General features: G+C 35.7%; 14 protein-coding genes. 10 read left to right on the forward strand and 4 right to left on the reverse strand.

The annotated features are described in order from the left end of the window. Window positions 1-5: 5 nt before the first annotated feature. Genes bioC through bioA form a run of 4 tightly spaced genes read right to left on the reverse strand, consistent with a single transcriptional unit; the run spans window position 6 to window position 3,842 of the window. A complete protein-coding gene (bioC, locus tag ELS83_RS00245; protein WP_171593490.1) occupies window positions 6-767 on the reverse strand; it encodes a malonyl-ACP O-methyltransferase BioC in 762 nt (253 codons plus the stop codon). Then, a complete protein-coding gene (locus ELS83_RS00250) occupies window positions 745-1,437 on the reverse strand; it encodes a DUF452 family protein (protein WP_171593491.1) in 693 nt (230 codons plus the stop codon). The genes bioC and ELS83_RS00250 overlap by 23 nt, the downstream gene beginning before the upstream one ends. Beyond that, entirely contained in the window at window positions 1,427-2,548 is a 1,122-nt protein-coding gene (locus ELS83_RS00255) for an aminotransferase class I/II-fold pyridoxal phosphate-dependent enzyme (protein WP_171593492.1), read from the reverse strand. The genes ELS83_RS00250 and ELS83_RS00255 overlap by 11 nt, the downstream gene beginning before the upstream one ends. A gap of 7 nt (window positions 2,549-2,555) precedes the next feature. Next, window positions 2,556-3,842, reverse strand: a complete 1,287-nt coding sequence (gene bioA, locus ELS83_RS00260) for an adenosylmethionine--8-amino-7-oxononanoate transaminase (protein ID WP_171593493.1) — start codon at window positions 3,840-3,842, stop codon at window positions 2,556-2,558. 220 nt (window positions 3,843-4,062) lie between these two features. Here bioA and ELS83_RS00265 point away from each other — a divergent pair, with 220 nt between their 5' ends. The 10 genes from ELS83_RS00265 to ELS83_RS00310 all read left to right on the forward strand — a co-directional run bounded on the left by ELS83_RS00265 (window position 4,063) and on the right by ELS83_RS00310 (window position 13,152). Then, the gene (locus tag ELS83_RS00265) at window positions 4,063-4,548 is read left to right on the forward strand and encodes a thioredoxin family protein (RefSeq protein WP_171593494.1); all 486 of its coding nucleotides are present in this window, start codon (window positions 4,063-4,065) and stop codon (window positions 4,546-4,548) included. 124 nt (window positions 4,549-4,672) lie between these two features. Then, window positions 4,673-5,200, forward strand: coding sequence for an FKBP-type peptidyl-prolyl cis-trans isomerase (locus tag ELS83_RS00270; RefSeq protein WP_171593495.1), 528 nt, complete (start codon window positions 4,673-4,675; stop codon window positions 5,198-5,200). A gap of 105 nt (window positions 5,201-5,305) precedes the next feature. Beyond that, window positions 5,306-6,610 carry a dicarboxylate/amino acid:cation symporter gene (locus tag ELS83_RS00275; RefSeq protein ID WP_171593496.1) on the forward strand — a complete coding sequence of 435 codons (1,305 nt, stop codon included), beginning with the start codon at window positions 5,306-5,308 and terminating at the stop codon, window positions 6,608-6,610. Window positions 6,611-6,730: 120 nt separating this feature from the next. Then, window positions 6,731-8,518, forward strand: coding sequence for a fasciclin domain-containing protein (locus ELS83_RS00280; RefSeq protein ID WP_171593497.1), 1,788 nt, complete (start codon window positions 6,731-6,733; stop codon window positions 8,516-8,518). Window positions 8,519-8,621: 103 nt separating this feature from the next. Continuing rightward, on the forward strand, window positions 8,622-9,512 hold the full coding sequence (locus tag ELS83_RS00285; RefSeq protein ID WP_171593498.1) for a MerR family transcriptional regulator: 891 nt from the start codon (window positions 8,622-8,624) through the stop codon (window positions 9,510-9,512). Between the two features lie 185 nt (window positions 9,513-9,697). Beyond that, a complete protein-coding gene (locus ELS83_RS00290) occupies window positions 9,698-10,192 on the forward strand; it encodes an RNA polymerase sigma factor (protein WP_171593499.1) in 495 nt (164 codons plus the stop codon). 108 nt (window positions 10,193-10,300) lie between these two features. Then, window positions 10,301-10,588 (forward strand): hypothetical protein, encoded by a 288-nt coding sequence (locus tag ELS83_RS00295; RefSeq protein ID WP_171593500.1) that lies wholly within the window; start codon window positions 10,301-10,303, stop codon window positions 10,586-10,588. Window positions 10,589-10,638: 50 nt separating this feature from the next. Further along, window positions 10,639-11,361 carry a M48 family metallopeptidase gene (locus ELS83_RS00300; RefSeq protein WP_171593501.1) on the forward strand — a complete coding sequence of 241 codons (723 nt, stop codon included), beginning with the start codon at window positions 10,639-10,641 and terminating at the stop codon, window positions 11,359-11,361. After that, window positions 11,362-11,709, forward strand: coding sequence for an MFS transporter (locus ELS83_RS00305; protein WP_171593502.1), 348 nt, complete (start codon window positions 11,362-11,364; stop codon window positions 11,707-11,709). It abuts the gene before it with no gap. 1,005 nt (window positions 11,710-12,714) lie between these two features. Next, entirely contained in the window at window positions 12,715-13,152 is a 438-nt protein-coding gene (locus tag ELS83_RS00310) for a helix-turn-helix transcriptional regulator (RefSeq protein WP_171593503.1), read from the forward strand. The last annotated feature ends 27 nt before the right edge of the window (window positions 13,153-13,179 follow it).

Raw genomic sequence — 13,179 nt, forward strand, 5'->3', positions numbered from 1 at the left:
CAATTCTATTTTTTAGGTTTCGCAATAAAGTAAATTGGTTGATAGGTAAGAGGCACTCCCAATTCTGTTCCAAACAAATCGGCATAATCTTCTTCGAATCTTTTTAAATCGCTCTTAGTCCATGCTTTACCAGGTATGCCGTTCACACCAGTTTGTTTCATATGCTTTAAAACGCCAAGCGGATTTGAAAAATACCTGGTGATAGTTTCCCTATCGCTCCATATAATTTCAAACTTATCAGAAAGTAAGCGTTCGTGTTTACCAAAGGATAAATAATTTAAGCCTTTACCTTCAACATCCCTGATTTCACGGTAATTGTCAGGCCCAAAAGAGCTAAAAACCAACAGCGATTCCGACGACAACACATCATAAACCTTGGAAAGAAAGGCTTCTAAGTCGCTAAACCATTGAAATGTAGAACTGGAAATCACCAAATCCAAATTGCTTGGAAGTTCCATATTTTCAATATCCCCACCAAAAAAATGAATACTGGAATCAATTCTTTGCAGCACTTCCTGATATTCCAAAACAATATCATTAGCATGATATTTATCTGCCTGAAAATGATTGAAAAACTTCTCGGTTAAAACTGCCGGTCCACAACCAATTTCCAGAACATTCTGAAAATGACCACTTTTAATTCGTAAAAGTTCATTGATTAACCTGGAGGCAATTGCTTCCTGAACAATGGCGTGCTTACGATAAGTTTCTATGCTTTTTACAAAGCTTTTTTGTACACTATCTTTATTTATCTTCTGATTTTCCACAACTTAAATCCTCAATAATCTCATCCCACGTATTCCAATTATCAAAGCAATAATGAGGGTAATCTCTTTCTATCGAAACAGTATCCTTGCTCCATGCATTTCTTTGATTATCAGCGGAAAATATAAAATCTTTATTTCCAATTAATGCTTTATTATAAATCGACCAATCGGTAAAGTGATTTTGAATTATCGACTGTAATTCAAGTAATTCCTTCAATTGATCATCTAAATCTCTTTTCGGTAAATTTGCGTGAAAGTGCTGATATGCCGATTTGCCACCACACATTCTCATCCAAAATTTTTCAAGGTTTTTCTCGTTTAAACCTGATATTGTTCCCTGGAAAACAGCGGGTGGAATGCCCTTTAAATTATCGATTGGATGGACAGTCCCATTTATTGCAATTGCATCTGTGAATAAATTTTTACGATCCTTCATTAATAGATTCGCAACATAAACTCCTAACGACCACGCAAGCAAATAGATCCCTTCATAGTTCTCAAAAAGTCGCTTGATTTCTTTCGTCTGTAGAATATCTCTGTAGTCATAGCACATCAGGACATCATACTCCTTGCTAAGTAGTTGAGAAAACGGCGTTTCATCACAACTCCATCCATTAAAAAAAAGGATGCATTTCTCTTTTGAGTTCTTGTGTAACCATTTAGTTTTCATGGCAAAAGTCTTTTATAAGCATTGGTAAATCCTGAATATCTTCCCAATCCATATCTGCGCATAAGGATAAGCGTAACCTGGAAGTACCAGCAGGAACTGCAGGTGGTCTGATTGGAAACACCAAAAAGCCTTTTTTCTGCAGATGGTCTGCTAAATTTACACATTTTTGGCTATCACCAATAATAACAGGAACAATATTAGAGCTACCATCAGTCTTTAAACCCAATTCTATCAGTTTATTCCTGAGCTTATCTGCCAGAAAGGTCAGATGTTCCCGTTCCATACGCATTTTTACTATGGTGCGTAACATGATGTAGTTCCAACTAATTACGATAGGCGGTAAGGCAGTCGTAAAAATTAATGATCTCATCTTGTTAATCAAGTATTTTTTAATAATTGGATCACAGATGACAAAAGCACCAATAGAGTTCATCGCTTTGCCAAAAGTACCTACCAGTAAATCAATGTCTTGAATGAAGTTTTGTTCCTCGGCTAGTCCGAGTCCTTTTGTACCCCTAACTCCAAGAGAATGTGCTTCGTCCAGGTATAGAAAACAATTGTATTTCTTCTTTAATTCAACCAGTTTGCTTAAATCCGCTTCATCTCCGTCCATGCTGAAAACCGATTCACTTACAATAAAAACACGATCGTATTGATCACGTTTATTTATAAGAATATCCTCCAGGTGCCTGTAGTCCAAATGTTTAAAACGTATATATTCTGCATTCGACAAACGGATTCCATCAATAATACTGGCATGGTTTAGTTTATCGGACAATATAAGGTCCGATTTTCCACTTAACGCAGATAGAATTCCAATATTTGCATGATAACCAGAGTTGAAGAAGAGGGCAGAATTTTCATAGAGTTTCTCCAATTCCTCTTCGAGTAGGTCGTATTCAGAAAAATTTCCGGTTAAAAGCCTGGAAGAACCTGAACCAAATGAATTTCCTTTTGGCCTTGGTATATTTTTTTTGCTTACACCCAGATAATCATTCGAGGACAAATTGACTTTACAGTCAAGATCTGAGAGTTTTTTTAGTGATCGTAAATTCCCAGATCTCTCTAAATTTTCTAATTCTTCCGAATATTTTCTCAATAAAGGCTTCATCTTAAAATTAGATAGTTTTAACGATAGAAATCAATTGTTTGCATAAGAAATTCAAATCTTCGTCACTGATGATAAACGGAGGCATTAGGTATACATTTTTACCAAATGGACGTACCCAAATCCCTTTTTCCACAAAGCTCTTTTGCAGAGATGCCAAATCAACAGCTTCTTTCATTTCAATAACACCAATGGCTCCTAAAATACGAACATCTGCAACTTTCTCAAAGTCAATAGCTGCTTGCAATTCCTGCTGTAGTATCCTTTCAATACGCATAACTTTCTCTTGCCAGTTATCACTCAACAGCAGAGAAACACTGGCTATACCGACGGCGCACGCCATCGGATTTCCCATAAAGGTTGGACCATGCATAAAGTTCCCTGGTGTTCCATTTGAAATGCCTTCGCTTACCTTTAAATTGGTTAATGTGGCTGCAAAAGACATGTAACCACCAGTAATAGCCTTGCCGACGGTCATTATATCAGGCTCGATATTGGTGTGTTCGCATGCAAACATCTTCCCAGTTCGTCCAAATCCGGTTGCAATCTCATCAAATATCAGTAAAATATCATATTTGTCGCAATAGTACCTTAATTTATTCAGGTATTCAGGATGATAAAATCTCATTCCGCCTGCACCTTGAACAATTGGTTCAACAATTATGGCAGTGAGTTCTTCATGATGCTTTTTAAGCATTTCCAACATAGGAACAAATGATTCATCTTTCCAAGCATCATGAAATTTGCAAGAAGGAGCCTCTACAAAAAAATTGATTGGCAATACACCACTAAAAATTTCGTGCATTCCAGTAACAGGATCACAAACCGACATTGCATTGAAAGTATCCCCATGATAACCTGAACGAATAGACAGAAATTTATTCTTTTTGAAGTTTTTTGTAGCAAATCGATATTGTAAAGCCATTTTCATGGCAACTTCAACGGCCACGGAGCCCGAATCGCAATAAAAAACTTTTTCCAATGAAGGAGGTGTAATATCTACAAGTAATTTGGCAAGATCAACAGCAGGCTGATGCGTAATTCCGCCAAACATGACATGAGACATATTTTTCAGCTGATTTTCAACAGCTCTATTTAATACAGGGTGATTGTAGCCATGCACAGCACACCACCATGATGACATACCATCGATCAACTCTTGCCCGTTCTCCAGCTTCAACTTCACACCATTTGCAGATACAACAGGGTATACGGGCAGCGGATCCTTCATTGAAGTATATGGATGCCAAATATGATTTTTATCAAAATTAAGATCAATCTTAGCTTGTTCGCTCATACAATTAATTTCAATTATATTCTGCGTAAAGCTATGATTTCTTAGGCTAAGAGAATAGGATTTGTAAGTATTTTTATAACATATCAGCTTAATAAACCCTGTATCAAGCTACTAATTCTACAATTTATAGGCCCATGTGTTATTTCACTGTTAAAAACGATCAGATTAAGCAAGGCAAATGAATTATTACTTAATTTCGAACAATTATAAATCTGACATTATGAAGACAATTAAATTGATTTTAGTGGCTAGCCTGATGTTATTTCTAACCAACATTGTAATGGGACAGAAAATTTACAACCCACAGGCCGATGCCAAGAAAGACATTCTTGAAGCTGTTGCTAAAGCAAAAAAAGAGGGAAAACATGTTTTAATTCAGGTAGGAGGGAATTGGTGCCCATGGTGCATTAAAATGCACAAGTATTTACATGGCGAAGAGGAGATCACAAAGCTTCTTAACGACAACTATATTTTTCTGGAGGTAAACTATAGTAAAGAGAATAAAAACAAGGAGGTTTTAAAAGACTTGGGCTTTCCGCAACGATTTGGTTTTCCCGTAATGCTGGTCTTGGATGAACAAGGAAACAGATTGCATACACAAAGTACAGGAAATTTAGAGAAAGATAAAGGATATGATTTTGATCGAGTAAAATCATTTCTATACAATTGGCGTCCGGATGCGTTGAATCCTGCGCATTACAAATAAATACTAAAATCTGTTAATATTAGACTAAGAACTCCGATTTTATTTGAATAAAGAAATAAATGTACTTTCTTTGTATCGGATTATTAATAAAATCTACAGAAACACAATATTAAAAAAAGATATTATGACTATTGCAAAAGATAAAATGGTATCAGTAATTTACGAATTGAAAACTGATCCAGCTGGTGAAATCATTGAAAAAGCAGTTGCTGAAACTCCATTAACTTTCTTATGTGGAGCAGGTCAAATGCTAGAAAAATTCGAAGCAAACCTAATGGGATTAAAAGTAGGTGAAACTTTTGATTTTAAATTGGAAACTGCAGAAGCATATGGAGAAGCTTCAGAACAAGCTGTTATCGATCTTCCAAAGAACATTTTCGAAGTAAACGGTGAATTCGATGCTGAAATGATTAAAGAAGGAAACGTTGTTCCTATGCAAGACAGTTCAGGTCGTAGAATGAACGGTATCGTTTTGGAAGTTGCTGATGCAACTGTAAAAATGGACTTCAATCACCCATTAGCTGGCGACGATCTTTATTTCAAAGGTGAAGTAATCGAAGTTAGAGATGCTACAGGAGAAGAAAAGCAGGCTGCTTACGCTCCACAAGGCGGATGCGATAGCGGAAGCTGCGGAAGCGGATGTTCTTGCTAATAGCAAAATCATATAAAACATATCAAACCCGAAAGTCAATTGGCTTTCGGGTTTTGTTTTTTTAATGCATACAATTACCTTTAAAGCTCAATAAAAATTTTGAGTATGTGGAAAAGATTACCTCTTTATGCAAAAATACTAATTGGTATGGCCCTTGGTATTTTCGCAGGAATGTTAGCAGTATATTTTGATTTTAACCAGTTCACAATAGATTGGATCAAACCTTGGGGAGCAATCTTCCTGAACCTTCTGAAGCTTATTGCAGTTCCATTAATTTTTGTATCGCTTGTTAAAGGGATCTCTAGCCTTTCCAATATCTCGAAACTCTCGCGTATTGGAATTAAAACCATTTCACTTTACGTGATTTCTACTGTAATTGCCGTTAGTTTTGGACTTTTACTGGTAAACAATTTCGAACCAGGCAACACTTTTCCCGAACACAAGAAGGCAGAGCTACAAGAAAGATTCGGCTCTGCAATAAGTCTCAAAAAAGATCAGGCTGATCACATCAAAGAAGAGTCTCCTCTCCAGTTTCTGGTAGAGGTAGTGCCTGACAACTTCTTTAAAGCAGCTACAGACAATAGCAAAATGTTGCAGATTATCTTTTTTGCGATTTTGTTTGGTATCGCTATGGTAATACTCGAAGAAAAGAAAGTGAAGGTGGTAAAAGAGTTCTTTGATGGGATAGACGCTATCATTCTCAAGATCATTGACATTATCATGCTCTTTGCTCCTTATGGCGTTTTTGCACTAATTGCTGGTCTAATTGTCGATTTTTCTGGTGATGCTGATCTTTTTGCAGCCTTGGCGTGGTATGCACTTACTGTTGTAGCAGGCTTATTAATCATGATTTTCCTGATTTATCCATTATTTCTTCGAATTTTTACACCAATTAAATATACCGATTTTTACAAATCAATTTCTCCCGCTCAATTGCTCGCGTTTTCTACCAGTTCGAGTGCAGCTACATTACCGATCACACTAGAGTGTGTCGAAAAGAAAATGGGAGTATCCAACGAAGTGGCAAGCTTTGTTCTCCCTGTAGGAGTTACCATTAATATGGACGGAACAAGCTGTTACCAGGCAATTGCTGCAGTTTTTATTGCGCAAGTATTCGGAGTTCCATTAGATATCTACGATCAGCTTCTAATCGTTGTAACAGCTACATTAGCCTCAATAGGAACACCTGGCGTACCAGGAGGAAGCATTGTAATGCTTATTATTGTACTTACATCGGTTGGTATTCCAATTGAAGGACTTGCATTGATATTAGGAATTGATCGTCCTTTAGATATGCTTAGAACTGTTGTAAATGTTACAGGAGATGCTACGGTTTCAACCATCGTTGCAAAAACTGAAGGAAAACTAAGCTATCCACCGCAAGTAATTGCAAGAAAAGTAAAATCTTAATTCATAGATAAATAGGGCTGTTCAAGCTGCTTACTTATTTTTTGTTTAAACTTTTTCACTTTTTCATGAACAAAAATTAATTGCATTTGTTTCCTGATTGAACCATTAAAAAAAAATGACATGAATTTCAGGAATTACAAATTTAGTTTAGGATTATTTCTCCTAATGATCGCAGCAATAGTAAATGTTTCATGCGAAGATGATGATGATGACATGCCTAAGCCAATGCCGATGGAAGAAAATATCGTTGACATTGTTGTAGGCAATAGTGACTTTTCAATTTTAGCTGCCGCTTTAACAAAGGCAGATCTAGTTTCAGCTTTAAACGGTGCAGGACCATTTACAGTTTTTGGACCAACAAATGCAGCTTTCGAGCAGTTATTTACCGATTTAGGAGTTTCCGGCCTTGATGATTTAAGTGCTGAGGCATTAACTCCAATCTTATTGTACCATGTATTGGGCATTCAGGCCAAATCAAGCGACTTGAGCGAAGGCTATGTAGAAACTCTTAGTACATTCACTCCGGGTGATTTTGGTATCAATCTCTTAATCACCCTTGATTCGGGAGTTCAGCTTAACTCAAGTTCAAATGTAACTACAGCAGATGTAATGGCATCAAACGGTGTAATTCATATTATCGACGAGGTAATTCTCCCTCCTGATGTAGTTGACATCGCCATTGCAAACGCAAGCTTCTCACACTTGGTGGATGCCGTGATCAAAGCAGATCTGGTTGACGCACTTAAAGCTGATGGACCATTCACAATTTTCGCTCCAACCGACGAAGCTTTCGAAGCACTTTTCACAGAACTGGGTGTGAGTGGAATCGAAGATTTATCAGCGGAAGATCTTATTCCAATTTTAACTTACCACGTTGTTGCTGGTAATGTTCGTGCAGCAGATGTAAGCACAGGAAGTGTACCAACTCTTAATACTGAAGCAGATATCGAAATTGATGCTGACGGTAGTGGTGTAATTCTAAATGGATCGAGCAATGTAATTGCAACAGACGTACAAGGTACCAACGGAGTAGTACATGTAATTGATAAGGTATTAATTCCAGGAGCCGATGAAGAGCCTCAATCGATAGCTGATATTGCTTCAGCAAATGCAGATTTTACCAGTCTTGTGGCAGCACTAGCCAAAGCCGAATTGGTTGAAACTATGGATGGAGAAGGAACATTTACCGTATTCGCTCCAACCAACCAGGCATTCCAAGATCTGTTTGATAACCTGGGTGTTTCAGGAATCGATGAGCTATCAAAGGAAACTTTAACTCAAGTTCTTTTATATCATGTTCTTGGGACAAAGGTAATGTCGGGTGATATTAGTCCGGGATATGTGGAAACACTTGCTACCAATAGTCCTGATATGGATCCGGTTTCGTTGCAAATTGCATTGGATAACGGAGTTAAACTAAACAAGGAAACCATGGTTACCACAGCTGATATTGAAGCTTTTAACGGTGTAATACATATAATCGATAAGGTATTATTACCACCAAACGTAGTTGATATTGCCATTGCAAATGATAGTTTTGAGCATTTGGTAGCAGCAGTTGTGAAAGCCGATCTTGCCGGCACTTTAAGCGGAGATGGACCTTTTACCATTTTTGCACCAACCGACGCAGCTTTTGAAGCACTATTCGAAGCTCTGGGTGTTAATGGAATAGATGATTTAAGTGCAGAAACCTTAACACCAATTCTACTTTACCATGTAGTTTCGGGTAATGTAAGAGCAGATCAGGTTTCAACAGGAATGGTACCAACTCTTAATGAAAGTAATATGCTTGACATTGATACAAGCTCAGGTGTTACCATTAATGGCGATACGAATGTAACTGCTACAGATATACAAGGAACCAACGGTGTAATTCATGTAATCGATAAGGTTTTATTGCCTGAATAAACCATAAATAACTCACTAAAACCTGCGTAATAATGCAGGTTTTGGTTTTTTTGATTAGCTTTAATAATTATTAAAAAGAGTAGACTTACAATCTTCTCACCAAATGAAAAATATGAGTAAATATTCCATAAAAGACCTTGAAAAAATAACCGGAGTAAAGGCTCACACCATTAGAATATGGGAGAGAAGGTATGGCATCATTCAGCCTGAACGAAGCAAGACTAATATTCGCTCATATTCTGATAGTGATCTTCGTAAACTACTCAATATCTCTATGCTTAATTCATCAGGAATTAAGATTTCTCACCTCGCCAAGTTAAGCAGTATCGATCTTGAAGCTAAGATTTTAGAGCTATCCAGATCCAGCAAAAGCATTGGTTTTCATATTGAAAAACTCACACTTGCAACTGTCAACTTCAACGAAGAGTTGTTTGAATCCATCCTATCAAAATGTGTATTGGAAAGTGGTATGGAATCGACCATTACAGATGTTCTTTTCCCATTTTTCGAAAGGATAGGGGTACTTTGGCAGGTTGGCTCAATTAGTCCAGCCCAGGAGCACTTTATTTCAAATTTGATAAGACAAAAATTATTTGCATCAATAGATTCTCTTTCCGGCAAATCGCTCGAAGGCGCGTCGAAAGTATTGATCTACCTAAAAGAGGGTGAACTACACGAAGTGGGCATCTTATTCTACAATTATATTTTAAGACGTAACGGATATAGCACACTTTACCTTGGACAAGATCTGCCTTTTAAGGATTTGAAAAACGCTGTAAATGATTACAATCCTGATTATATAATCAGCTCCTTTATCTCTCCAATCAATCCGGAAGATATTAATGCTTATCTTATCAATATGGAAAAATCATTTGAGGGCAAAACAATCATGATTACTGGTCTGCAACTAAAGCAAGACGGGGTAGTAGTGCCCAATTCTATGGATCTGATTACATCACCACAGAAATTTAAAGATTTACTGCAACTGAAATAAATAAAAGACTTCTTTGTCTTATTTAGAATAGGAGATATAAATCCATCAAAAGGCTTACAGTTAAACACTTGTAGGCCTTTTTTATTTAGAATGCAAGGCAATTCTAATGGTTTTGTTTAATGATTGATTGTTTTTTGTCTAACGTTTTTGTATTTTTATTAGACAAAACAGAAAAAGATACAATCATGACAACAATTGAATTTAATAATACGATCGTTAATTTAGAAGAGCAACTACGTGTTTACGCTTATCGATTAACAAACAATAGAGAAGATGCTTTGGATTTGTGTCAGGAGACCGTTTTAAAAGCTTTTTTGTACAAGGCTAAGTTTAGTCACAATAACCTTAAGGCATGGCTTTATACCATCATGAAAAACCTCTTTATTAATGCTTACAGAAAAAGGATTAAACAAAGAGAATGGATGGCCCATGAAACCAATCAAAATCTTGGAAAGGTTAATGTGAGTTTTGACAATCCTTATTCAACCCAGAATTACAAGGATATCATGAAAGAATTAGACAAACTTGAAGAAAGTTTACGCACGCCATTTAAAATGTTCTTAGAAGGCTTTAAATACAGGGAAATAGCCGAACAAACCGATTTACCAATTGGTACCATCAAAAGTAGAATTTTCCAGGGCCGTAAGATATTATCGGAACAATTGGCAGATTATTCATAAAGCAAGATTTAAGTTTTACGCGATTTTAAATGATAAATTAATTGGTGTTTATTACCTTTGCTACCGAACAGAGGGAAAATCCCGATTTATTCATCAAAAACAATTAAGATGGCTAGTAGAAGACGCTTAAAAAAAGACATTGATTATCTTTGCTTTGAAGTTATTTCAGACTGTTATAACTACAATTACCTGCACCCGGAAAACAAGGAAGAGGTAATGGAAATCATTAAGGATACCATTGTTGCCAGAAATAATTTAATTGCAAGAGTGAACCATCCTGACGGAAAAGATAATCCTAAAATGGTTAAAGCTTACTATAAGTCTATTTTTACAGACTTGATTAAAAATGTAGACGAATCGTTTACTCGCTTAAGCACCTTAATTAAGGAAAAGTAATTTCCAGAATTAGATATTTTGATAGCTTTGCATATTGCAAAGCTTTTTTTATGCCTACCGAAACAGTTGTTCATATTAAAGATATAGGTGAAGTGCACCTTAGGAAGGATAAGCGATTCAAACGCTTATCAATTCGAATGGCACCCACAAAAGGCATTTGGATCAACCTTCCTTATGGTATTGGCCAGGATGAAGCAATCCAATTTGCCATTGAAAATAAAAACTGGATCATCCAAGCAAAGAAAAAAAAGGAAGAAAAGGAGAATCAACAAACCAGGTTTAGCGAGGAATCAGTATTTAGAACAAAATACCACGAATTAAGAATTAAGCCTGCAGCTACAAAATCATATGATTCAAAACTAAACAATGGCTTACTTGAAGTGATTTATCCGAAAGGTATGGATGTGAACAATGAAGAATTGCAACAGTTCATACGCAATTCCATAGTCGAAACTCTACGCCGTGAAGCCAAATATTATTTACCCAAAAGGTTAGAGTATTTAGCCAGGAAACATGGATTTACCTATACATCGGTACAAGTTAAAAACACAAAGAGCAGGTGGGGATCATGTTCGCATGATAATAAAATCAACCTAAGCCTGCATTTAATGAGGTTGCCCGAAGAGCTTTCCGATATGGTCATTCTTCACGAATTGTGCCATACGAAGGTTAAAAATCATTCGAAAACCTTTTGGGAGCTTTTGGCTAGCCATTGTCCTGGGCTTACTGAGAAGAAGAATCAAATCAAGAAATACGCTATAAACATCATTTAAATGAGCAAAGAAATATACATTGTTATCGGATTGTGTGTTTTTGCCTTTCTATTGGGAGGTCGCCTTAAAAAAGCTTTAAACTCTAAAGGACAGAAGCAAACCAAAAGGAAATCCAAGCCTGCCAAAAAGGAAGTTTCTCCAACTCAAATCAAGCTTCGCCGCATATTTACCATTGCAATGCTGGTATTGGTTTTTGGAATTGTAATTTTTATGATCCCGGCATTATCCAGAGATCTATTAACTCACAATGGGAACATAAGCGAAAACCTCATACTTCGAATATTAATTGTAGCATTTGCAATATATATTCTATTTATGGGATTTATGAAGATAAGAAAGTCAAAATAGGCCTTCTTATCTTTTATTTTTCTTATCTCATTACAACAGGCTTATTTTTATCACCTCTTCATTGTCTCCTATACTGCACTCTATCTGCCATTTAGGGTGATTGCGCCTCGCTTTTAAACTCCTTAGAATTTAATAATTGTAAACACAGTGTAAAAAGTGCTTTAAAATCTTATTGATTTACATTCTACAAGTCACAAAATACAATTTCATCTACACTTTCGGTTTACATTAATGAATTAATCATGTAAAATCTTAATGCAACTACTATTTACCTTTGTGAACTGAATCCTCACACTTTTTATTGCACTTTGTAACCAAAAAATAAGGAATATTGTAATCTCTCATTTCAAGTGCATATTGACAATTGTAATTAATAAATCCTGTCCTTATCGATTAATAATTCATGATTACAACAATAACAGTCCACTAAACCTTTCGTCATAAAGTTCTAATTACCAGTTGTTTTGAATTAATTCGGTAAAGTGTTAGTTTAATATTGTAGTTTACAATGATATATGAATAGTGAATAAGCGATTATATTTGTAACATATTGCGCATCAAATCTCTTATATTCAGTGTATTAAGTGATTTATCTTACCTATTAATTTAATAGTGATCGCGCATGACTTCTCACGAATGCCTAAAAAACAAGTAAATTTGGTAAATTACCTTTGTAAATAGATATTATGACTCTGATATACAGGCTAATTGTTCGAAACTTCAGCTTTTTCATTAGAAATTTCAATATTATTACTGATTGATTTAAATAAGATCTTATAACATGTCCATACCTCTTTTCTTAGCTAAACAATTAGGAATAATGATGTTTAGAATGCTTACGATTGTAAATTACAATGTAAATTGATACTTGTAACCTATATTGTTTATTGTTTACATTTATAAATTACAAAGGTGAAATATTTTTTCTCTATAATCTTGCCATTTGTAAATTAAATTTTACCTTTGTATCAATCGAGATAATTAACATCTGTAAAATACTAAAACATGAAAGACAGAATCGTTCAATTAATAAACAGTGAAGGCTTAACATCTTCTAAATTTGCTGACACAATAGGTGTACAACGCTCCAGCATTTCACATATACTATCAGGAAGAAACAAACCAAGTCTTGATTTTGTGCAGAAAATACGACGTTCCTTCCCTCATGTAAACATCGACTGGATTATTTTTGGTGAAGGTGAAATGTATAAAAGTCAGGAAAGTGCAAGCCTATTCGAAAATGATGCGATACAATTCGAAAAGGAAGAAGACACTTCTGCGATTACACCACAACCTCCTAAATTAAAGAAAGAGCCTGCTTCTAAGCCAGTTAATCAGCCTGAATCATTCCCTGAAATGAATGCTTTTGTGCCTGGTAAGCAGATCGAAAAGGTAGTTGTGTTTTATACTGATAAAACTTTTAGAGAATACAACCCATCTTAAGCATTTTTTAAATTATCTTTGCCTGGA

Origin of the sequence: Marinifilum caeruleilacunae (genome assembly GCF_013141825.1) — a bacterium.
In the GTDB taxonomy this organism is placed as follows: domain Bacteria; phylum Bacteroidota; class Bacteroidia; order Bacteroidales; family Marinifilaceae; genus Marinifilum; species Marinifilum caeruleilacunae.